This window comes from Aurantiacibacter marinus (assembly GCF_001021555.1).
GTDB lineage: Bacteria > Pseudomonadota > Alphaproteobacteria > Sphingomonadales > Sphingomonadaceae > Alteraurantiacibacter > Alteraurantiacibacter marinus.
The window spans coordinates 1,030,472-1,053,091 of the sequence record NZ_LDCP01000001.1; the positions used below are offsets into that span (position 1 = coordinate 1,030,472).

At 61.0% G+C, this 22,620-nt stretch carries 18 protein-coding genes and 1 tRNA gene; 6 read left to right on the top strand and 13 right to left on the bottom strand.

Annotated features, from left to right (window positions below):
• Window positions 1-2: 2 nt before the first annotated feature.
• The 7 genes from AB731_RS04945 to AB731_RS04975 form a co-directional block, all read right to left on the bottom strand.
• On the bottom strand, window positions 3-779 hold the full coding sequence (locus AB731_RS04945) for a L,D-transpeptidase family protein (RefSeq protein WP_047092182.1): 777 nt from the start codon (window positions 777-779) through the stop codon (window positions 3-5).
• 92 nt (window positions 780-871) lie between these two features.
• Window positions 872-3,646, bottom strand: a complete 2,775-nt coding sequence (locus tag AB731_RS04950) for a phosphoenolpyruvate carboxylase (protein WP_047092181.1) — start codon at window positions 3,644-3,646, stop codon at window positions 872-874.
• Window positions 3,643-4,263, bottom strand: coding sequence for a bifunctional 4-hydroxy-2-oxoglutarate aldolase/2-dehydro-3-deoxy-phosphogluconate aldolase (gene eda, locus AB731_RS04955; RefSeq protein ID WP_047092180.1), 621 nt, complete (start codon window positions 4,261-4,263; stop codon window positions 3,643-3,645). Before eda ends, AB731_RS04950 begins: the two co-directional genes overlap by 4 nt.
• Window positions 4,260-5,240 carry a glucokinase gene (locus tag AB731_RS04960; protein ID WP_047093014.1) on the bottom strand — a complete coding sequence of 327 codons (981 nt, stop codon included), beginning with the start codon at window positions 5,238-5,240 and terminating at the stop codon, window positions 4,260-4,262. Before AB731_RS04960 ends, eda begins: the two co-directional genes overlap by 4 nt.
• Before the next feature lie 14 nt (window positions 5,241-5,254).
• Window positions 5,255-7,069 carry a phosphogluconate dehydratase gene (edd, locus tag AB731_RS04965; protein WP_047092179.1) on the bottom strand — a complete coding sequence of 605 codons (1,815 nt, stop codon included), beginning with the start codon at window positions 7,067-7,069 and terminating at the stop codon, window positions 5,255-5,257.
• Complete coding sequence (gene zwf, locus AB731_RS04970; RefSeq protein ID WP_047092178.1) at window positions 7,062-8,516, bottom strand: glucose-6-phosphate dehydrogenase; 1,455 nt, start codon at window positions 8,514-8,516, stop codon at window positions 7,062-7,064. The genes edd and zwf overlap by 8 nt, the downstream gene beginning before the upstream one ends.
• Window positions 8,517-8,560: 44 nt before the next feature.
• Window positions 8,561-9,361: a transglutaminase-like domain-containing protein gene (locus AB731_RS04975; RefSeq protein ID WP_047092177.1), complete on the bottom strand. Its 801-nt coding sequence runs from the start codon at window positions 9,359-9,361 to the stop codon at window positions 8,561-8,563.
• A 157-nt stretch (window positions 9,362-9,518) separates the two neighbouring features.
• Between AB731_RS04975 and AB731_RS13605 the strand changes: the two genes are divergently transcribed.
• Together AB731_RS13605 and AB731_RS13610 are read left to right on the top strand one after the other, a co-directional pair.
• Complete coding sequence (locus AB731_RS13605) at window positions 9,519-10,835, top strand: amidohydrolase family protein (protein ID WP_052768825.1); 1,317 nt, start codon at window positions 9,519-9,521, stop codon at window positions 10,833-10,835.
• A complete protein-coding gene (locus tag AB731_RS13610) occupies window positions 10,832-12,043 on the top strand; it encodes an amidohydrolase family protein (protein WP_064971796.1) in 1,212 nt (403 codons plus the stop codon). The genes AB731_RS13605 and AB731_RS13610 overlap by 4 nt, the downstream gene beginning before the upstream one ends.
• Before the next feature lie 249 nt (window positions 12,044-12,292).
• Here AB731_RS13610 and rimO read toward each other — a convergent pair whose 3' ends face one another.
• A complete protein-coding gene (gene rimO, locus AB731_RS04985) occupies window positions 12,293-13,678 on the bottom strand; it encodes a 30S ribosomal protein S12 methylthiotransferase RimO (protein WP_047092176.1) in 1,386 nt (461 codons plus the stop codon).
• A 73-nt stretch (window positions 13,679-13,751) separates the two neighbouring features.
• Here rimO and AB731_RS04990 point away from each other — a divergent pair, with 73 nt between their 5' ends.
• Complete coding sequence (locus tag AB731_RS04990; protein WP_047092175.1) at window positions 13,752-14,162, top strand: DUF1761 domain-containing protein; 411 nt, start codon at window positions 13,752-13,754, stop codon at window positions 14,160-14,162.
• A gap of 3 nt (window positions 14,163-14,165) precedes the next feature.
• Here AB731_RS04990 and AB731_RS04995 read toward each other — a convergent pair whose 3' ends face one another.
• The 5 genes from AB731_RS04995 to sppA all read right to left on the bottom strand — a co-directional run bounded on the left by AB731_RS04995 (window position 14,166) and on the right by sppA (window position 19,458).
• Window positions 14,166-15,242: a potassium channel family protein gene (locus AB731_RS04995; RefSeq protein ID WP_047092174.1), complete on the bottom strand. Its 1,077-nt coding sequence runs from the start codon at window positions 15,240-15,242 to the stop codon at window positions 14,166-14,168.
• A gap of 17 nt (window positions 15,243-15,259) precedes the next feature.
• Entirely contained in the window at window positions 15,260-16,015 is a 756-nt protein-coding gene (gene surE / locus AB731_RS05000; RefSeq protein ID WP_047092173.1) for a 5'/3'-nucleotidase SurE, read from the bottom strand.
• Complete coding sequence (serS, locus tag AB731_RS05005) at window positions 16,015-17,295, bottom strand: serine--tRNA ligase (RefSeq protein WP_047092172.1); 1,281 nt, start codon at window positions 17,293-17,295, stop codon at window positions 16,015-16,017. Before serS ends, surE begins: the two co-directional genes overlap by 1 nt.
• Before the next feature lie 94 nt (window positions 17,296-17,389).
• A tRNA-Val gene (locus tag AB731_RS05010) sits at window positions 17,390-17,464 on the bottom strand.
• Window positions 17,465-17,553: 89 nt separating this feature from the next.
• Window positions 17,554-19,458: a signal peptide peptidase SppA gene (sppA, locus tag AB731_RS05015; RefSeq protein WP_047092171.1), complete on the bottom strand. Its 1,905-nt coding sequence runs from the start codon at window positions 19,456-19,458 to the stop codon at window positions 17,554-17,556.
• A 111-nt stretch (window positions 19,459-19,569) separates the two neighbouring features.
• Here sppA and AB731_RS05020 point away from each other — a divergent pair, with 111 nt between their 5' ends.
• From AB731_RS05020 to AB731_RS05030, 3 genes are read left to right on the top strand one after another with little or no spacing between them, the layout of a single operon-like run.
• Window positions 19,570-20,601: an aspartate carbamoyltransferase catalytic subunit gene (locus AB731_RS05020; RefSeq protein ID WP_047092170.1), complete on the top strand. Its 1,032-nt coding sequence runs from the start codon at window positions 19,570-19,572 to the stop codon at window positions 20,599-20,601.
• On the top strand, window positions 20,598-21,830 hold the full coding sequence (locus tag AB731_RS05025; protein ID WP_047092169.1) for a dihydroorotase: 1,233 nt from the start codon (window positions 20,598-20,600) through the stop codon (window positions 21,828-21,830). Before AB731_RS05020 ends, AB731_RS05025 begins: the two co-directional genes overlap by 4 nt.
• A gap of 1 nt (window position 21,831) precedes the next feature.
• A complete protein-coding gene (locus AB731_RS05030) occupies window positions 21,832-22,581 on the top strand; it encodes an SDR family NAD(P)-dependent oxidoreductase (protein ID WP_047092168.1) in 750 nt (249 codons plus the stop codon).
• Window positions 22,582-22,620: the final 39 nt, after the last annotated feature.

A 22,620-nucleotide genomic window follows, 5' to 3' on the forward strand; every position in this document is an offset into this window, starting at 1 on the left:
CCTCAGCTCTCGCGGTGGTCCAGCGACCCGCCTACGCCGGTGCGCACGCCGTCTGTGATAATCACCACATCGCCAACGCGCGCAATGTCATACAGGCGCGAAACGAATTCATCCGGCACACCGATGCAGCCGTGGCTGGCATAGCCCAGTTCCACCGTTGAACCGCCATGGATCGCGATGCCGTCCCACGTCAGGCGCAGGGTCCAGGGCATAGGCGCATTGTTGTATTTCTCTGACACATTGTGCCGTTCCTTGGTCAGGATCGGGAATACGCCTGTGGGTGTAGGGTGGCGCTCTGTTCCGAGCAGTGCGGCCGCTGCGCCGATTTCATAGCCATTGCGAAAAACACTGATCACGCGCGCCTGCAAATCGACTGTCATGACAAGCGGACCATCGGGCACGCCCTCATCATCCCAGTGCCATTCGCCGTACCGGATCGGCCCTTCGATCGGCAGCACGCGGCGGATAACGAAGGGATTTTCCGCATCATAAGCGGGAATGTCCTGCACCACCGGATTGGAGGCATATTGCAGCCGTTCTTCGGCAGAAACAGGATCGTTGGAATAATAATCGCCGTCAGCAAGGATGGGGCCGCCTGTCGCCGCTGCATCCGCCTGATTACCAGCAACGTTGTCATCAGCCGCGAGGACATCGTCTGCCGTCAGCCAGCCAGAGCTTGCGTCCTGGGCTTCAAGCGGATTGCCCCACAAAAGCGCAGCCGCCAAAAGTGCGACGACGCCCAGCGTCAATCCACCGATCCACTTGATGCCATTATCCATGCTGGCCGCATAGGGCAAAACCCTTGCAGATTCCACAAGATCGCCGCCGCTGTCCCGTTGCGAAACGGGTACGGAGCATGGTCTAAATGCGCCTAGCCATGCGCGCCGAAGATATTGGCGATGGCGGTGGAGACGCGCAGGGACAAGCCATGGGCACGCTCGATCGGGTCAACAAAGTCGCGGTGGATCGCTTCGTATCCCTCGTCAGAGCCATCCGGCCAATCGGTCGGCTCGGTCAGGTCGAAGCGGGAAATGCGGGGGAAACTGACCGGATAGGCGCGCCGCAATTGCGCCAGCGCCTCGTCCACGCGCAGAGTGAAGATCATCTCCAGCACATCATCGCGGCTGACATCGTTTGCGCGGCTGAACACTGGCACGCTGACGGCGCGGATGAACATGGATTGCAGCAGGGCAATGCGCAGCGCCTGCAGCACGCCGATCATCCGGCGCTTGTCCTCGCGCCCTTCGACAGGGGCTTCATCGGGAATGTGTTCCAGCAGGCGGTGCAATTTCATGGCATCCACGCGCAAGCGGCTGGCAAGGCGGCGGAAGGTGCCGACGCGGTCGTCCTTGACCAGATATTCGCTCAAACTCTCGCAGGCGGCGGTCAGATGGCCTTCGGTGCCGCGATATGGACGGCTGGCCCAATAGGCGGAATTGAACAGTTCGCCATAAGCCGCAACCGTTTTCACGCTGGCTAGCGCATTGGCGGCGCGCACCAGGCGGATCATTTCGCGCCCGCGCGGGCTTTCTGCCAGCAGGGTGCCCATTTCCTCGTAATTGCCTTCTGCCGCATGGCCGATCCCGGCGATGACATTCACCGGATAACCCAGTTGTTGCAGGATCGAATTGTGCGGGATGGCGCGAATTTGCCGCAGGCTCATTTCGCGGTCTGCATTCAGATCGCTCTGGCGGCGGCTGACGCGGCTGCCGGTGGAATTGAGCAGGCCAAGTCCAAACGCGGTGATGGCGCGGTTATAGGTCGCGCTTGCCAGATGATCCTGCTGGTGTTCCTTCACAGCGCGGTAGAAATCCAGGCTGAGATCGGTGCGCTGGTAAAAGCTGTCCTTGGGGGCATCAGGATCGGTTGCGCAGGGGCGCAGGCAGGCGATGCGCGTCAGGGTCGCTTGCGCAAGTTCCGGCGTGGCGAACCAAAGGTAGCCATCGCCGCCTTGGAAGCTGACTTCCGGCTCCAGCGCGATACCGGCCCGCGCAAAGCGGCGCTTGGCCCATGGGGACAGCGCCCAGTCCAGCCGGTCTGCCATATTGTTGGGGTGCGCGCCGCGGCCCATGCTTTCGCCGTGGGTGTTGAAAATCAACGCGGCCACATCGGTCAGGCCGTTTTCCTGCATTGCCTGGGCAAGGCGGCCCTGCAAACGTTCAATCGCGAGGCTGGCGGGCACTTGCCCGACGAAACGGCCCGCGTCGGAAAAGCCTGCCTGAATGGCGACACGGCCACGTTTCCGAGCGTAATCCTGATAGACCTTTTCAGCCAGCAACTCGTCCAGAAAACGCCCGCCATGTTCCAGCGCGGTTTCGGTTTCGAACAGCGGAGAGACATCGACCTTGTCTTCGATGCCGAACAGCTTCGCGAAATACAGCGCGGCTAAAACTGTCGCAGGCTCTTCACATTCCGCGATCAGCATCCGGATCGGCGCATCAGCGTCGATATGCTGGAGGATCTGCGCCATCGCCAGGAACTGGCGGATAGCGGTGCTGGCTTCGATTGCGAGTGCGCCGAAATTGCTGCGGCGCGGCTTTACGTCGGAAATGGCGCGGCGCAGGTGCACGACCGCGCCCTTGCTTGCCAGATCAAGGTTGCCGTCCGGGTCGATCCGGCGGCGAATGGCGTTGTGCAGCTGTTTGGCGTTCACGCGGAAGTGAATCCAGCCCATGCCCAGACCATCGGCGCGCATGGCCGCGGACAGCGTTTTCAGCTGCACGGCGCGCTTCGCATCGCGCGCCTTGGCAGCTTCGCTTTCCAGCGCGTCAATGAACGGCGCAAGGGTGAGCAGCTTGCGCGGGTCGCTGGCAGTCAGGCGATTGGCCGCAATCGACAGCGCGGCGGGATCGGACAAGTCGGCTGAGAAATCCTGCGCGCGTTCGGCCGCGTAAAGCGCCGCAGGGCGCAATTCGGCCAGAAGCGGGTGATCGGCATCGATCGCCTCCAGCTCCGCAACATACATGCCGAGATGTTCGGCCTTTTCGGAAAGGCGGAAGCCAATGGAATTGGACCAAGTGATGTCGGTCCGGCCATCCATGTCATAGCCAACCCAGCTGGCGAAGCGGAACGGCAGGGGTGAAAGTTCATGCCAGGTTTCGGGCCAGGTCGCCTGCGCATGGGTCAAGACCTGGGCGACGATGGCATTGCGCGCTTCCTGCGCATGGGCAATGGCCCGCATTGCGCGTCCATGTTCATATTGCAGAGTGACTTGCGGGCGCTCTGATCCAACCACATCGCTGCTTATCGCATCGCCCGAAACAGCGGACGAGGCCACGGCCTGGGACTGATCGGGCGTCAGCAGGAAGGTCGGGTGCGCGGTAAAAACGGCGTGCAGATTGGGCTGTTCCCAGCGCGCCCGGAATGCGGCGAAATCGTCTGTCGTAAGCGTTTCCGCCAGTGCGGCCTTGTTGCTGGGTTCATCCAGCGGAGCGACCATGCGAGACAGGCGGTGGGACCGTTCCTGCAATGAACCCACTTCCAGTTCTGCAATGGCAGCTTCCAGATCGTCGAGCGAAATCTCGCCCGCTTCCATCTGGCGCGACAGTTCATGGGCAAGCTGGAATACCGGATTAAACAACGGCGTTTCTACCGTTGTCCGGTGCAATTCCTGCAATCGCTGGGTAAGTTTGGCAACGCTGGTCATGCGGCAAGCTCACTGGCTTCGCGGGCAAGGCGGACAATTTCCTCGGGCGACGCACCGGCAGGGGCCACCCAGCTTCCACCAACGCACAGGACCGGGTCCAGCGCCAGCCAATCAGGGGCAGTCGCGGCGGAAATACCGCCGGTCGGGCAGAATTTCGCCTTGTTGAAAGGCGCGGCAAGCGCTTTCAAAGCAGGAATGCCGCCAGCCGCCATTGCCGGGAAGAATTTGAAATGCTTCAGGCCCAGGTCCATCCCGCGCATGATGTCGCCCGAATTGGCGATGCCGGGCAGGAAGGGAACGCCCGCCTTGACTGCGGCGCGGCCCAGCGGCTCTGTCAGGCCCGGCGAGACGATAAACTCGCTGCCCACTGCCAGAACATCTTCCAACTGCTTTTCATTCAGAACGGTGCCCGCGCCTACAATGGCACCGGGCACAAGGTTCATCCGCTGAATGGCCTTCATCGCGTCAGGCGTGCGCAGCGTGACTTCGAGCACTTTCAGCCCGCCTTCAACCAGCGCCTCTGCCGTTTCGCGGGCGTGGCCGATATCATCCACCACCAGCACCGGAATAACCGGCCCGCTGCGCATGATTGCTTCGATACCGATGTGGCCGCTCATTTTTGCTCTCCGAATTTCTGGAAGTAGGCAGCCGCTGCACCAAACAGGCCGGGCTGGGGATGGGTGATGAGTTTTACCGGCAATCCTGCCATCAGGCTTTCGAACCGGCCTTTGGCGCGGAAGCGTTCGGCGAAGCCGGAATTGGGCAGATGGTTGCGAAGCCGGTAGCCCAGGCCACCAGCGATCACGACAGCTTTGGCCCCGTGGGCCAACGCCATATCGCCCGCGACAGAGCCGAGTGACAGGCAAAACCGGTCTACCGCAGCGGCGGCAAGGCTGTCCTCACCGCTCATGCCCTTGGTCCAGATCTCGATATCGGCCAGCTCTGGCACGCTCTTGTTCTCAAGCGCTGCGAGCGTGTGGTAGATGTCGGAAATAGCAGGCCCTGCGACCACGCGTTCTACCGAAACGCGGTTATGGCGTTTGCGCAGGCGGGCAAGGATCGCATCCTCGATCTGGTCGAGCGGGGCGAAGTCTATATGGCCGCCTTCGGTTGCGGAAACGCGGTAGGTGCCATCGGGTTCGCGGTAGAGATGCGCCACGCCAAGGCCTGTGCCCGGCCCAAGCACGGTCAGCCGGCCTGTGGCAGGCAGCGCGCCTTCCGGCCCCGTCAAATGCAGGAATTCATCGTCCTGCGCGCGCGCCACTGCATGCGCGACCGCTTCGAAATCATTGACCAGCACATAATCGTCCACACCCAGCTTTTCGGACACCAGTGCAGGGCGGATAATCCAGGGATTGTTGGTGAAGCGGATCACATCGCCGCCAACCGGCCCGGCGATTGCCATGGCAACATGGCGCGGCAGGGTACCGCCCTTTTGCGCGCGGTAATCTTCCCACGCGGTCTGGAAACTGACATGATCCTGCGTGTGGAGCGTGACCGGATCGTCCATGCTGATGCCGCCATCCGCGGTGCAACTGGCAAGCGCGAAACGCGCGTGAGTTCCGCCAATGTCGACGGTTACGATCTCGGTCATCTTCACTTTCTCCCTTAAAGGCCTGCGGTGGCGAGCATTGCGCTGCCGCCTTTTTCCGCCTCATCCGCCAATGTGCGGAACATGGCGAACAATTCCCGGCCAGTGCCGATTTCCGGTGCAGGATCGGCGGCTGGCGTGCGGGTGGACAGATCCGCCGTGGTCGAAAGCTCTCCGGTGGCGGCGCAGACTTTCACCACATCGCCGTCCTGCAACAAGCTCAGCGGGCCTCCGCCCAAAGCTTCTGGCGAGCAATGTATCGCGGCCGGCACTTTGCCGCTCGCGCCAGACATGCGGCCATCTGTCACCAGCGCCACGCGGTATCCCCGGTCCTGCAACACGCCCAGCGGCGGGGTCAGGCTGTGGAGTTCCGGCATCCCGTTGGCGCGCGGGCCCTGGAACCGCACGACGACCACGACATCTTGCTCCAGTTCGCCTGCCTTGAAGGCCGCGAGCACATCGTGCTGGGTCTGGAAAACACGGCAGGGTGCCTGCACAGTCCAGCGTTCCTGCGCGACAGAAGAAGATTTGAAGCAAGCGCGCCCCAGATTGCCGGTGACAAGCCGCATACCGCCATCGGCCTGGAACGGCTTGTCCGCAGTGCGCAGCATTTCATCATCGCCAGATGGCCCGACATCGCGCCAGGTCAGCGCATCGTCATCAAGCCCCGGCTCCTGCGCATATTGGCCCATGCCGCGTTCCCGGCCAACGCCGATCACATCGCCGTGGGCAAGGCCAGCACCCACCAGTTCGCGGATGACGAAGCCCATGCCGCCCGCATTGTGGAAATGGTTCACATCGCCGGAGCCATTGGGGTAAACGCGGCAGAGCAACGGCACGACGGAGCTGAGTTCGCTCAAATCCGTCCAGTCCACTTGCACCCCGGCCGCGCGTGCGAAAGCGGGAATGTGGATCGCGTGATTGGTGGAACCGCCAGTGGCGAGCAGCCCGACCATCGCGTTCACGATGGCCTTTTCATCGACGCAATGGCCCAGCGGGCGGTAATCATTGCCATCGGCATTCATGGCAGCGACCCGGTGAACAGCTTCGCGGTCCAGCGCCTGGCGCAGCTTCGTGCCCGGCTGGATGAAGGCGGAACCGGGAATATGCAGGCCCATCATTTCCATCATCATCTGGTTTGAATTGGCGGTGCCGTAAAAGGTGCAAGTGCCAGGCGAGTGATAGCTGCCCAGTTCGCTGTCGAGCAATTCCGCACGGGTCGCCTTGCCTTCTGCATAAAGCTGCCGGACGCGCTGCTTTTCCTTGTTGGAAACGCCGCTGGGCATGGGGCCGCTGGGCACAAAAATGGCTGGCAAATGGCCAAAGCGCAGCGCGCCCATCAGCAGGCCGGGCACGATCTTGTCGCAAATGCCCAGCAAGAGCATTCCGTCATACATGGCGTGGCTCATCGCGATGCCGGTCGCCATGGCAATGGCATCGCGGCTGAACAAGCTGAGTTCCATGCCGCTTTCGCCCTGCGTTACTCCGTCACACATGGCGGGCGTGCCGCCAGCGACTTGCGCTGTGGCGCCGACTTCGCGGGCGTAGATCTTCAATCGTTCGGGATACCGGCCATAAGGCTGATGCGCGGACAGCATATCGTTATAGGATGTAACGACACCGATATTCGGGCCGCGATTTGCCTTCAGCGCCTCCTGATCTTCCAGCGCGCCAGCAAAGGCGTGGGCCAGGTTGGAACAGCTGACTTGCCCGCGATCGGGGCGGTTCTCCGCCTCTCGCGTGATCAGCGACAGATAGGCCGCGCGGCTGTCTTTCGATTTCTCGATAATCCGGTCGGTGACCCGCGAAATTACCGTGTCAAGATTACTCATGCCAGCTTACCCCATCACGTTCGGCCAGAGCGATGGCGGCGCTCGGCCCCCAGCTTCCGGCGTTGTATGTCTTGGGCTTCTTGCCCTCCGCTTCCCAGCTTTCGCGGATATCATCCACCCAGCGCCACTGGGCCTCCACCTCGTCACGCCGCACAAACAGCGTCTGATCGCCGCCGATCAGATCGAGCAGCAGGCGTTCATAGGCGATGCGCTTGTGCTTGCCGGTGAAGGCATCAGGCATGGCGATATTGAGCGGTACTTCACGAAGGGCGATGCCTTCCTGTTCGATACCGGGCACCTTTGCCATCATCGACAGGGTGATATTTTCTTCGGGCTGGATACCGATCACCAGCTTGTTCGGCACCAGTTTGGCACCGGGGAAGATGGAATGCGGCACGCAGCGGAACTGCACGATGATTTCGGTCACGCGTTCCGACAAACGCTTGCCGGTGCGCAAATAGAAAGGCACGCCTTGCCAGCGCCAATTGTCGATATGGCCTTTCATCGCGACAAAGGTTTCTGTGTCGCTTTCCCGGCCAAGCTCTTCATCATAGCCGGGCACGATTTCGCCGCTGGATGCGCCGCCGCGGTACTGGCCGGTCACGCTTTCCTTGGCGTCCATCTTGCGCAGCGCGCGCAGCACTTTCACCTTTTCGTCGCGCACACTGCCTGCATCGAAGCTGCTCGGCGGCTCCATCGCGACCAGTGCCAGCAATTGCAGCATGTGGTTCTGCACCATGTCACGCAAAGCGCCCGCGCCGTCATAGAAATCGACCCGGCTTTCAAGGCCCACGGTTTCGGCAACGGTGATCTGGATGTGATCGATGTGCTGTGAATTCCACAGCGGTTCGAACAGGATATTGGCAAAGCGCAGCGCGATCAAATTCTGCACCGTCTCCTTGCCCAGATAATGGTCAATGCGGAAAATTCGGTCTTCGCTGAAAGCGGCGGCCACCGCATCATTGATCGCGCAGCTGCTTTCCAGATCGGTGCCGAGCGGCTTTTCAAGGCAAATGCGCGAATTGCTGTCCGCCAGTCCGTGATCGGCCAGCCCCTTGATCGTGGGTTCGAACAGGCTGGGCGCGGTGGACAGGAAAATCGCGATTTCGCGGTCCGCTCCATCTTTCAGGCCATCATTCAGGCCCGCCTTGGCGGCCAGATCGGCATAGCCTTCGGGCGTTGTGACATCGAGCGTGGAATAGGACAGCCGGTTGAGGAAATCCGCCATGCCGCCGCGGCGGTGCGCGGGCAAGTATTTCTCGATAGCTGCGCGGGCGAAATTGCGAAATTCGCTGTCATCCATGGCAGACCTTGCGGTGCCGACGATGCGCAATTCACTGCTGAGGAGATTATCCGCGTCCAGCGCGCAGAGCGATGGCAAAAGCATACGCTGCGACAAATCACCGGTTGCCCCGAACAGGATCAGCGTGTCAGCCTTGTTTTTCATCGCTGCTCAAAACTCCATTTTTGGCCCGGTTCGGACCTGTTATGTCAATTCGTCTCGCTCACTTCTACCGAGCTGTTTTGAAAATCGGCAAATCCGAAACTGGTCATGAAGCTGACATCCGCAGCATCCCGGCCTATCCCGATCTTTACCGTCTTCGCCGGGTCCGCCATCATCGTTGCATCCACGATCTGCCATGATCCGCCGCCCGGCGTATTTTCATCGGCCAGAAACACCTCTGCCACGGCGTGAAAGTCCTGCGGTGTTACTCCCGGCGCATAACAGCTGACATAGCGCGCCGGTATCGTCGAGGCGCGGGCCAGACTGATCAGCACGTGAGCATAATCGCGGCAAATCCCGCGCCGTTCCACAAAGCTGTCTATCGCGGTGGTCGTCGCGTCCGAAATGCCGGGTTCATAGGTAAATTTGTCTGCAATCCAGTCACGCATGGCCGCAACCCTTGCGCCGCCTGTATATTTACCGAACCGATCCTCCACAAAGGTTTGCATACGGCTCGCCTGACAGTACCGCGAATCGAATACGTATTCCACGGTCTCCCCCGGCAGATCATGCGGATCAAGCTGGGCGAGCTGCGACAGATTGGAAACCTGCCGGTTCACTTGCACCTTTGCAGTGTAATCAACCTTATACGGACCTTGCGCGCGCACCCACACCCGCTCGCCCACATCATCCTGCGCAGGCACGCTGGCGATATGTTCGGCCTTGGTCAGCCATGTATCTGTTTCAATAAGCGTTTGTTCCGGGATGGCCGCCGCCTGAAACTGCAACAGCAGATCGGTCGGCTCTTCAAGATGGAAGGCGAAGCTGGATTTTATGTTTATAGGCATAGTCACCCAACGTGGGGGAAGCGCTTGCGTTTCGCCAGCGCGAAATAAGATTTCGGCCCGATGTATTACCGAAACAGTCCGCTTTCCGGAAACAGGCTTGCCTGCGTGTGTGAACACCCTAGTCTCACCCGCAACCAACCGATCAGGGGAATTCTCAATGCGATTGATGAAAGCGGCTGCTCTTGCCGCGAGTGCGATTGGCGCAGTTCTGGGCGGGCAGGCCGTAGCGCAGGAAACGCCGGTCGCCTTTACCGGCGCGACCATTCACACGATGAACGGCACCAGCGGAACGGGCACAATCGAAAGCGGCACGCTTATTGTGCAAGGCGGCCGTATTATTGCCATCGGCGGCGCGGATACGGCGATCCCGGCTGGTGCGGACATCCGTGATGCCACCGGCCTGGTGATCATGCCCGGCATAGTCGACACCCATTCGCATATCGGCCAGGTTTCCGGCGCGGACAGCTCTGCCGCGATCCAGCCCGATGTGCGTGCGCTGGACAATATCAATGTGCGCGACAGCTCGATCCCGCGCGCCCGTTCCGGCGGCGTGACCACTGCCAACATCATGCCCGGCAGCGGCCATTTGATGAGCGGGCAGACATTCTACATGCATCTGGTGGACGGAAATTCCATCGAAAGCATGGCGCATACCCGTGATGACGGCGCGATCATGGGCGGCATGAAAATGGCCAACGGGACCAATCCGATCCGCGAAACGCCCGGCTTTCCCGGCACCCGCGCGCGTTCTGCCGCGATGGTGCGCAGCCACTTCATCGCCGCGCAGGAATATTGCGCAGGAGATAAGACGCCGCGCGATATCGGGATGGATGCCATGTGCGAAGTTCTGGATGGCACGCGCCTCGTCCATTTTCACACCCACCGGTCGGACGACATCATGACCGCGCTGCGCCTGCGCCGTGAATTCGGTTTCGACATGCTGATCCAGCACGGCATTGAAAGCGGGCTGGTGGCGGCAGAAATCGCTGCGGCTGGCGTGCCTGTCTCGGCCATTCTGGTCGACAGCCCCGGCGGGAAGCTGGAAGCGGCAGAAGCCAATATTGAAACCGCCGGTGTGCTGGAGCGGGCAGGCGTGTTCCTCTCGCTCCATTCGGATGACAATATCATCGATAGCCGTCTGATGTTCCGTCACGCAGGCATCGCTGTGCGCGGAGGGATGACCCGCGATGGCGCGCTGCGGGCGCTGACCATCAATGGCGCGGTGCAGCTTGGTCTGGAAGACCGCGTGGGCAGCTTGGAAGAAGGCAAGTTCGCCGACTTCCTCGTGCTGACCGGCGATCCGCTGAGTGTTTACACTGACATCACCCAGACTTGGGTGCTGGGGGAGATGCTGTTTGACAGCGCCAACCCTGAAGATCTGATCCACGCCACTGGCGGATACGGCGCCGGCAATCCGCAGCTTAATACCCACGTCCTCGAGAGAGAGGCTCATATGCTGGAGGACGCCCGATGAACGCGCTTTCAAAAACCATCGCAGCGGGCTTTGCAGCCGCTCTGCTCTCCACCACTGCCCCTGCTTCAGTAGCGGCCCAGGATGTCGCTGTGCGCGGCGGGCAAGTGTGGACGATGGGACCCGCTGGCGTGATCGAAGATGGCGTGGTGGTGATCGAGGATGGCCGCATCACAGCTGTTGGTCGCGCTGCCGACATAGCCATTCCGCAGGGCATGGAAGTTCTGGAAGCGCCTGTTGTTACACCCGGCCTTGTCGATGCGCATTCGACTGTCGGCCTGACAGGATACCTCAACCAGTTCGACGATCAGGATCAATTGGACGGCAGCGATCCGGTGCAGCCGCATCTGCGCGCCATCGATGCCTACAATCCGCATGACCGGCTGGTGCAATGGGTGCGCGAACTGGGCGTGACCACGCTCCACACCGGCCACGGCCCCGGCGCTTTGGTATCCGGGCAGACGATGGTGGTGAAAACGCGTGGCAATACGGTGGACGCGGCGCTGGTGCAGGATGGCACGATGATCGCTGCCAATCTGGGTGCATGGGCGCTGGACCGCGATAGCGCCCCCGGCACACGGGCCAAGCAGATGTCGATGCTGCGCCAGGCGCTGACAGCGGCGCGCGGCAATGCGACCGATGATGAGGTCAGCGATCTGGTGCGCCGTGCCTTTGTACAGGTGATCGAAGGCGACACTCCGCTGATGATCACAGCCAACCGGATGCAGGACATGCAAAGCGCGCTGCGGCTGGCCGAGGAATTCGGCATCACCGTGGTGCTGGACGGCGCAGCGGACTCGCATTTGATGCTGGATGAACTGCGCGAGGCAGGCGTATCGGTCATCCTCCACCCGACCATGGCGCGCAACGAGGGCGAGCTTGAAAACGCCGCTTTCACCACCGCCAGCGTGCTGGCAGAAGCGGGCATCCCCTTCGCGCTGCAATCGGGATATGAAGCCTATGTGCCCAAAACCCGCGTGGTATTGTGGGAAGCAGGCTTTGCCGCCGGCAATGGCCTTGCCCCGCAAGATGCGCTGGCGAGTATCACGATTGATGCCGCCCGCGTGATCGGCATGGACAGCCGTATCGGCAGCCTCGAAGTCGGCAAGGACGGCGATGTGGCGATGTTCGACGGCGATCCGTTCGAATTCACCAGCCACGCGATTGGCGTTGTGATCGAAGGCGAAGTGGTGAGCCGCGCGGTGCGGTAGGCGGGGGCGCTTTCCTACAGACATGGGAAAGGGCCACCGAGTTGGTGGCTCTTTCACATTGTCGGTCTGGTCATGATGCTTTTTCCAAGCGCAAGAGTGTAACCCTGCTGGAAATGAGCTAGGGACTTATAATTGCACCACAATCCGTACTTTCGGCAGGGTGACAGGGTGTAACCTTTGTCACCCTAAGCTGGTTTGTCACCCTATCGCTCCGCTACTTGAGGTATTTCTTGCTGCCCTACCGCTCCGCTACTTGAGGGCGGGATTGATAACTCCGAACAAATCATGCGCGTCGGCCTCTTCGACCTCCACTTGCACGATATCGCCAGCCGCCAGCGTGTCCGGCACGTTGCGCAAATATACCGCGCCGTCGATTTCGGGTGCATCGGCCTGCGAACGGCCGGTGGCGCCGATATCGCCGTCTTCGTCCGGCTCGCCCACTTCGTCGATGATGACGGGCAGGGTGCGGCCTACCTTGGCGGCGAGTTTTGCGGTGGAGATACGCGCGGTGACGTCCATCAGCCGGGCGAAGCGTTCTTCCTTCACTTCTTCGGGCACGGGATCGGGCAAATCGTTGGCTGCGGCGCCTGCTACCGGCTCGAACCGGAAGCCGCCCACGCGGTCCAGCTGGGCTTCTTCCAGCCAGTCGAGCAAATATTGGAAATCTTCCTCTGTCTCACCGGGAAAGCCGACCACGAAGCTGGAACGGATGGTGAGATCGGGAGCGATGGCGCGCCATTTGTGGATGCGTTCAAGCACCTTGGCCTCGTTCGCCGGACGGCGCATTGCCTTCAGGACCTTCGGCGCGGCGTGCTGGAACGGAATATCTAGGTACGGCGTCAGCAGCCCTTCCGCCATCAGCGGGATCACCGCATCGACATGGGGGTAGGGGTAAACATAGTGCAGCCGCACCCAAGGGGCATGGCCGTCTGGCGTGCGGAGCTGGCCAAGCTCACGGGCCAGGTCGGTCATGTGGGCGCGCGGCTCACGTCCCTTCCAGGGCTTGGTTTCGTGGCGCGTATCGACACCATAAGCCGAGGTATCCTGGCTGATGACGAGCAGTTCCTTGGTGCCCGCCGCGACCAGCTTTTCGGCCTCTCGCAGCACCGCATCGATCCGACGGCTGGCGAGTTTTCCGCGCAATTGCGGGATGATGCAGAACGCGCAGGAGTGGTTACACCCCTCGCTGATCTTGAGGTAGGAATAGTGGCGCGGCGTCAGCTTGATATCATGCTCTGACGGCTGCGGGATGAGGTCGATATAGGGCCCCTGCGAAGGCGGCGCAGCTTCGTGGACGGCTTCGACAACGTCCTCATACTGATGCGCGCCGGTAATCGCGAGAACCTGCGGGAAGCGGGCGCGGATCATCTCCGCCTCTTCGCCCATGCAGCCGGTTACGATAACACGGCCGTTCTCATTTATGGCCTCTCCGATGGCTTCGAGGCTTTCTTCCTTGGCACTATCGAGGAAGCCGCAGGTGTTGACGAGCACCACGTCTGCGCCCGCATAATCGGGGCTCATCGCATAACCGTCTGCCCGCAGGCGGGTGAGGATGCGTTCGGAATCGACCAGAGCTTTCGGGCAGCCGAGGCTGACCATGCCGATGCGCTTGGGTTCGGGAAGTTGAGTAGCCATTGCGAGCGCGCCCCTACACGAGGGATGCACTTTGGGCTAGAAGAATGACCGGGATGAAAAGGGGAGACAGGGAATGAACCTGCTTGATGTGAACTGGATTGCCGTGGTTGTCGGCGCGCTGGCGGGCTTTGTGGTCGGCGGCATCTGGTATGGCCCGGTGATGGGCAAGAAGTGGATGGGCGCTGTCGGTCTGACAGAGGAGCAGATCAAGGAAGGCAGAATGGGCCTGATCTACGGGGGCGCATTTGCATTCTCATTGCTGGCAAGCTGGACGCTGGCGCACACCTTTTCCAGCTATGCGCAGGACCTGAGTTTCACCGTCAAAGTGATGACCAGTTTCGGCGTAGCGTTGGGCTTTATCGTGCCGGCGATCGGCACGAATTATCTGTTCAGCCAGAAGAGCAAGGCGCTGTTTTTCATCGATGCAGGATATTGGCTACTGTTTTACATCGCGATGGGCGCGGTGCATGCCGGGTTGGGATAACAGCTAGCCGCCGCCGCCTTCCTGTGCTGCAAGTTCTGACGGCAAGATCTCGACAACGATATCGCCTGCCTGAAGGCAATCGGCCTCGTGCTCCCAGAAACCGCAGGCTCCGCCGTTGCGGTAGATCCGCAGGCCCCGTCCGCCGCTGGAAAGCTGGCTAAGCGGTTTGCCGATTTCATCGGGCATGACCTCTCGCTCGACCAATTGCACGCGTCCGGTGACAGAGGCGAGGTCGGACATGTATTCCGAAATATGCGCACCTCGGGCAGAACCTGCCAGCAGCAGACCGGTAAAGCGCACCGGATTGATGACATTGTCTGCGCCCGCTTGCCGCGCCAGCAGTTCGTTATCGGCAGCACGAACAACCACGCTGATCGGAACGTTGGGGGCAAGGTGGCGCACGGTAAGGACGATCAGGATGGAGGCATCGTCACGCCCCGCCGACACCAGAATGGTTTGCGCCTCGGATATGCGCACGGCTCTCAAATTGTCATCGCGGGTCGCATCCGCCTCGATCACATTGCAGCCCATGACCTCGGCCTGCTCAAGCCGCTCGGCCGATGTATCCATGACGACGATATGCGCCGGGTCGGTCCCGCGCTCGATAAGTTCGCCTACCGCTTCCGCGCCCGAGACACCGAAGCCGAGCACGACAACATGGTCGGTCAGCTGATCCTGAATTTTGGCCATGCGCCAATTCTCCCAACTGCGTTTGATGATGAAATTGTAGGCAGTGCCCACAAAGATAAAGAGCACTGCGAAGCGGACCGGTGTCACGATAAGGGCTTCCACCAGACGCGCCTGGTCACTGATCGGCGCGATATCGCCAAAGCCGGTGGTGGTGATGGAAATCATCGTGAAATAGATGACATCCAGAAAGCTGACATGCCCGTCCAGATTGTCGACCAGCCCATCCCGGTCCCACCAGTGGATCATGATGACAGTGAATATCAGGAACAGCGCAAGGCTGAGGCGAATGCCCAGATCGCCCCACACGGGAATGCTCACCGCCCGGCGCAGCGGCGCGGTGCGGCGCTTGCCGACCCTGATAGGCTCTTTGCGTTTGGGCGGCTTTGCCATGATTCAGATCATCCACTTCATGCAGAAAACCTGTCGGCCAGCGCGCCGATGGCGGCATGATGCGTGAGGTCCAACTGCAAAGGAGTAACCGCAACGTAGCCGTCCTCCACCGCTTCAAGATCGGTGCCGTGATCCAGTGTGTGTTCGGCATCCTGCAGGCCGAACCAGTAATAGGGCCGCCCGCGCGGGTCTTCACCCTGGACCAGCGAACCGCGGCTGTAATCGTGGAAACCCTGGCGGACCACACGGATGCCGCGCACCTTGTCGGCAGGAAGGGCTGGAAAGTTCACATTGACCAGCGTGCGCTTGGCCATGGTCACATTGATCAGCGGTTCCAGTACGCGCTTGCCCCAGCCTTCCGTGGCGGAGAAACTGCCGCCATTATTGCGGAAGGCCTGACTGAGGCCAATGGCCGGAATGCCCGCCAGTGCGGCTTCCATCGCCGCCGAAATCGTGCCGGAATAGGTGATGTCATCGCCAAGGTTCTCACCCGCATTCACGCCTGAAATCACCAGATCGGGGAGCTTGTCTGCAAACAGTTTGCGCAAAGCCAGATTGACCGAGTCTGTCGGCGTGCCGGTCACCGAATAGCGCCGATTGCCATGTTCGCGCAGGCGCACAGGCTGATGCAGGGTGAGCGAATGTCCTGCGCCCGATTGCTCTTCCGCAGGGGCGCAAACCCACACTTCGTCTGACAATTCAGCGGCAAGAGCTTCCAGCACAGCAAGGCCAGGAGCGTGAATGCCATCATCATTGGTCAGCAGGATGCGCATCAGGCTGGGGTCAACTTGGTCACACCGCCCATATAGGGATGGAGCGCTTCCGGCACCAGAACGGAGCCGTCTTCCTGCTGGTAATTCTCCAGAACCGCCACCAGTGTGCGCCCGACTGCAAGGCCGGAGCCATTGAGCGTGTGGGCAAATTCCGTCTTCTTGCCGCCAGCCTCCGGGCGGAAGCGCGTGTTCATCCGGCGTGCCTGAAAATCGCCCGTGTTGGAGCAGGAACTGATTTCGCGGTAGGCACCTTGGCCCGGAAGCCAGACTTCCAGATCATAGGTTTTTCGCGCGCCAAAGCCCATGTCGCCGGTGCACAGCAGAACCTTGCGGTATGGCAGATCGAGCGCCTTAAGAATGCCTTCGGCGCACCCAGTCATCCGCTCATGCTCTGCCTCGCTCTGGTCCGGTGCGCAGATGCTGACAAGCTCCACCTTTTCGAACTGATGCTGGCGGATAAACCCGCGCGTATCTTTTCCGGCAGAACCCGCTTCACTGCGGAAACAGAGCGTGTGCGCGGTCAGGCGGATGGGCTGGGAAAGGTCGGGCAGGATGTCGCCTGCGACCGAGGCGGTCAGGCTGACTTCGGATGTGGGGATGAGCCAGTGATCTTCCGTGGTGCGGAAACTGTCCTCGGCAAACTTGGGCAGCTTGTCCGTGCCATACATCGCGGCATTATTCACCAGAACCGGCGGATTGCATTCGGTGTAGCCATTCTCACGCGTCTGTGTGTCGAGCATGAATTGCGCGATGGCGCGGTGCAGGCGGGCCATGTCTCCGCGCAGGAAAGTGAAGCGTGCACCCGACAGCTTTGTGCCGGTTTCGAAATCCATGCCCAGCGCCGGAGCAAGGTCGGCGTGTTCAATAGGCGTGAAGGAAAACTCGCGCAGAGTGCCCCAGCGGCTGACTTCGACATTGCCGTCTTCGTCCGCGCCTTGCGGCACGTCTTCTGCGGGCAGATTGGGAATGGTGGCCAACAGTCCGGTCAATTCCTCACCCAGCGCGCGCTCACGCTCTTCCAGCGCGGGCATGGTCGTTTTGATTTCGGCAACTTCGGCCTTCAGCGCCTCTGCTGTATCCTTGTCGCCTTTGCCCATCGCCTGACCAATGGCCTTGGACGCTTCGTTGCGGCGGCTTTGCGCCTCCTGCAACTGCGTGGTCAAGGCGCGCCGTTCCTCGTCCATGGACAGGATTGTGGCGGCAACAGGTTCCAGCCCGCGCCGCGCCAATGCGGCATCGAAAGCTTCGGGATTCTCACGGATCATTCGCAGGTCATGCATGGCGCCAGCCTATGCCTTTTTGCGGGCGCGCTTGTCCAGCGCGGTTTTGAGCCGAGCGGCTAGGCCGGGCGAGCAGACAGCAAGTCGGAAAAGATGGTGGGCGCGGCAAGGATTGAACTTGCGACCCCACCCGTGTGAAGGGTGTGCTCTACCACTGAGCTACGCGCCCGCCGGGCCTTTCGCTGCAAGCAGCGATTCACGGCAGGGGCGCGCCTTTGCCATGCGATGCTGTGAATGACAAGCGCTTGCCGAGCTGCGTTACGTTCCTAACAGGCGCAAAAGCATGGCTGGCCAGCTATCGCTGCGCACGCGTGATTGGAATGCCGCTGATGATGACGGAAGCACAGCGCATTCCATGCACCGCGCCTGCACACCTTCGCTGCCCATCAACATATCGACATCGTCCAGCACCCTCGCCATCCGCGCCATTTCCGCGCGGGCAAAGATTGCGGCCAGATCGTGCCCGCGCGCGTCACCGCTTTCGCCGTCCGATGCCATCAATTGCGCGAACAGCGAACCGAATTGCGGTGCGTTGTCGCCCAGATAGCGCCGCTCGTAAGAGCCTTCGGCGAGTTCTGCACGTTCTGCTGCCCAGGCAATCGCTGCATCAAGATCGCCGAATTGGTCGACCAACCCCAATTGCCGCGCTGCACCGCCATCCCAAACGCGGCCTTGGCCAAGTTCATCCGCCCGCTGGATGCTGATACCGCGCGCTTCGGACACCAGCCCGAGGAACCGGGCATAGGAATTTTCGACCGAGCCTTGCAACACGGCATCGACTTCAGGCGTAAGGCCGCCGAGCAAGTCTGGCTGTCCTGACAGGCCGGTTGTGCGCACGCCGTCGCTGGTCACGCCATATTCTGCCAGCAATTCATCGAAGCTGGGAAAGACCGCAAAAACGCCGATAGAGCCAGTCAGTGTTTCAGGTTCTGCAAAAATGCGGTCGCCCGGAGTGGCCACCCAGTAACCGCCGCTGGCCGCGTAATTGCCCATTGATACAGCGATGGGAATTCCGGCATCCTTGTGACGCAAGATCGCGCGGCGGATGGTTTCTGATCCGGTCACGGTGCCACCCGGTGAATCAACCCGGACAACCAGAGCATCCAGATCATCATTGAGCGCATCATCGAGCAGGCGCGCAATCCGCTCTGCACCAGCAGTTCCCGGCCCGGCATCGCTATCGTTGATTTCGCCTGCAATGGTGATGATACCGATGCGGCCTTCCGAGCCAAAGTCCAGCCCGCCGTTAACATCGGCCAGCCACGGATCATATTCGGTTGCGGTGAAATTGCCTGGATCATTATTCCAGCGGTCTTCGCCCACCAGTTCCGCGATGCGTTCTCCCCATTCCACGCGGGTGCCGACGCGGTCTGCAAGGCCGGCAGCAAGCGCTGCCTGCGCCAGATCATTGTTGGACGCTGCCAGCCAGCCTTCCACATCGGTGGTCACAAGGTCAATATCGGCATCCGGACGCGCAGCGCTGACGACCGCGCGCCATTCTTGCCACAGCGTCGCCAGCAGCTGGCTGAGGTTTTCGCGTGCTTCGGGCGACATGCCGGTTTCGGTGTAGGGTTCGACTGCGCTTTTGTACGTGCCGACCTTGTAGACATTCGCAGTGACGTTGAACCGGTCCAGCGCGGCAGCGTAATACAGGTTTTGTCCGCCAGGTCCGGTGATGGCGATACCGCCCATCGGATCGACCCAGATCTCGCTTGAATTCGCGGCCAGCAGCATCGCATCATCGCTGTAGGCCATGCCGAAAGTGTAGATCGGCTTTTCCGCCGCGCGGAACCGCGACAGCGCGCCAGACACTTCCTGCATGTGAACGGCGCCGCCGCCCAGAAAGTCGGACAGATCAAGCGCAATAGCCTTGATCCGGTCATCGGTTGCAGCTGCATCAATGGCGCGGGCAAGATCACGTGATGCATATTCGCGCACCGGAACGGTTTGGGAGATCAGGGCCTGGATCGGATTGATCGGAGCCACCTCCTCAACAATCACACCGTCGATATCGAGCAGCAACGCGCCATCGCGGACGACGCCAGGATTGGGGCGCGCACTTAGAGCTGCGAACAGCAATCCAAAAAACAACAGCAGGAACAGGAGCGCGAGCCCGTCTTTAATGCCGACCAGCAGACGCCAGACCTTGCGTGCGAAACCCATGCTATAACCCCGTTCAGATGTGTCTATGCCTTCATTTAGGGAGGCAGAGGCGTGACTGCCAGCACTAACAGCTTGAGTGGTCCATACAGCTAGACTAAGGGCTTGGCTTTAATGACATCGACGCACAATATTCCCGCCAGCGGCCGCTTTCCTGCGGGTGGCCGCGCGTTCCCGCACCGCGACCTGATTGCCATCGGCGATCTGGAACGCCACGAGATCCTGTACCTGCTGGCGGAGGCGGAACAATATGTCGCTTTCAACAGGCAGGCATCCAAACATTCGGACCGGCTGGCGGGCCTGACGATCATCAATGCCTTCTTTGAAAACTCCACGCGGACGCTGCTCAGTTTCGAGATCGCGGGTAAGCGTCTTGGGGCGGACGTCGTCAATATGCACGCGGCCCAGTCCAGCGTGAAGAAGGGCGAAACGCTGATCGATACAGCGGTAACGCTGAACGCGATGCGCGCCGATGCGATTGTGATCCGCCACGGTTCCAGCGGGGCAGTGGGGCTGATCGCCAGCAAGGTCGATTGCCCTGTTCTCAATGCAGGCGATGGCCAGCATGAACACCCCACGCAGGCACTACTCGATGCGCTCGCCCTGCGCATGAAGCTGCGCGAGCGGGGCCATGATGCAGAGGATTTTACCGGACTGACAGTCACGATCTGCGGCGATATCCTGCACAGCCGCGTGGCGCGATCCAACATATTGTCTCTGCAGGCCTTGGGCGCGACCGTGCGCGTCTGCGCCCCTCCTGCGCTCATGCCGTCAGGTATCGCGCGGATGGAGATTGAAGTGCATCACCGGTTCGATGATGCATTGGCAGGTGCGGACGTGGTGATGATGCTGCGCCTTCAGAATGAGCGGATGGACGGGCAGTTCATTCCTTCGCCGCGTGAATTCCGCCACTTGTACGGTTTGACGACGGAGCGGCTGGCGCTTGCCGCGCCTGATGCCATCGTGATGCATCCGGGGCCAATGAACCGGGGCGTGGAGATTGATAGCGATGTGGCCGATCTGGAAAGCCGATCGATCATCACCAGTCAGGTGGAAATGGGCGTGGCCATCCGGATGGCGAGCCTTGACGTGTTGACGCGGAAGACCCGGCAGATTTCTGGCTGGGGTGAGGGGGAATGGGTATGAAACAGCTACGCCCATTCACCATCAAGAATGGTCTCGTCGTGACGCCTTCCGGCATTGCTGAAGGCGCAGTCCGCTGCGAAGATGGAGCGATTTCGGCGGTTGGCCAATCCGCCTGGTATGACGGCGATGAAGTGGTCGATGCTCGCGGCAAGCTCATCGCACCGGGGCTTGTCGATCTGGGCGTGTTCGCCATCGACAAACCTGCGTTTCATTTTGGCGGGATTACCCGCGCCGCATTGATGCCCGACCAGTCGCCGCCGCTAGATCATCCGGCGCGGGTGCGTTTCGCGGCGCAAAGTGGCAAGCCTGATTTCTGGGTTCATCCGATTGCAGCGGCGACCGCGGGTCTGGATGGCACGCATTTGGCTGAAGTCGCGCTGATGCAGGATGCCGGGGCAAGAGCAATTGCGACGGGGCGCAAATGGATCGGCGATAGCGGCGTGATGCTGCGCTTGCTGCAATATGCCGCGATGCTCGATCTGGTGGTCGTTACGCACGCAGAGGATGCAGGTCTTGCGGGCAATGCAGCCGCAACGGCTGGCGAAATGGCGACGCGGCTGGGCTTGCCTAGTGCGCCAAAGGAAGCTGAAGCACTTGCGATTGCACGCGATATTGCGCTGGCCGAGGCAAGCGGTGCCCGGCTCCATCTGCGGCAAGTTACAACGCGCGGCGGGCTGGAGCTTGTGCGCAGTGCAAAGGCGCGCGGTCTGTCCGTCACAGCGGGCGTGACACCGGCGCATTTCATGCTGTCAGACCTGGCGCTGGGCGATTACCGCACCTTTGCGCGCCTTTCTCCGCCTCTGCGCAGTGAAGAGGACCGGCAGGCTGTGATTGAAGCGGTCGGCGATGGTACAATCGATGTGATTTCCAGCGGCCACGATCCGCGCGGACCAGAGGACAAGCGCCTGCCGTTTGCCGACGCTGCGCCGGGCATGGCAGGGGCTGAAACGCTGCTGGCGATGACGCTGACGCTGGTGCGTGACGAAGTAATCGACTTGGCGCGCGCTTTCGATCTGCTTTCGCGTAATCCGGCACGCTTGCTGGGCGTGAATGCGGGTGAGATTGCTCCGGGAAAGGAGGCCGATCTGGCCATCATTGATCCGGAAGCTCCGTGGATCGTGGACTCTGCCAAAATGACGGCACAAGCGGGCAATACGCCGTTTGATCGCCAGCCCGTGCAGGGCCGCGTGACGAAGCTGTTCAAGGGAGGAACACAAATTGATCTGTGACATGACTGGAAAAACTGCGCTGGTAACAGGCGCTGCATCGGGCATCGGTGCGGCCTGTGCGCGGGCCCTAGCTGAATCTGGTGCGGCGAAGATCATCCTGGTCGATCTGGACCGCGAACGGCTCGAAGATCTCGGATTGAATTGCGAAACCTCCATCCATGCCGGCGACGTGGCGGATGAAGCCCTGTGGGACAGAGTGGAGGCCGAAGGCGGGCCGATCCATGCTTCCGTGCTCAACGCGGGCATTTCTGGCGACGCCGCACCGATTACCAAGATGACGCTGGATAACTGGCGCAACATAATGTCGGTCAATCTGGACGGGGCGTTTCTGTCACTGCGCAGCGCGATGCGCATGGCCGTGGACGGCAGCGCAATGGTGCTGACGGCATCGGTCACCGGCGTGAAAGCGGAAAAAGGCATTGCAGCCTACGCCTCTTCCAAGGCGGCCGTCATGCAGCTCGCGAAAGTCGCCGCGAAGGAAAGCGCCGATCGCGGCATCAGGGTCAATGCCATCGCACCTGGCGGCGTCGACACGGCAATCTGGGACGGCGTTCCGTTCTTCGATGATCTGGTGGAAAAACATCAGGGTAACCGCGCTGGCGCAATCGCCACGATGGCGCAGCAGGTATCGCCCAGTGGACGCTTCGCCTCCGCCGACGAAATCGCCGGTCAAATCATGTTCCTGCTGTCAGACCATGCCGCCAACATCACCGGCTCAACATTGGTCAGCGATGGCGGCTTCCGCCTTTGACCCAAACAAAAACCCCTCCCGGTGAGGGGAGGGGCCATG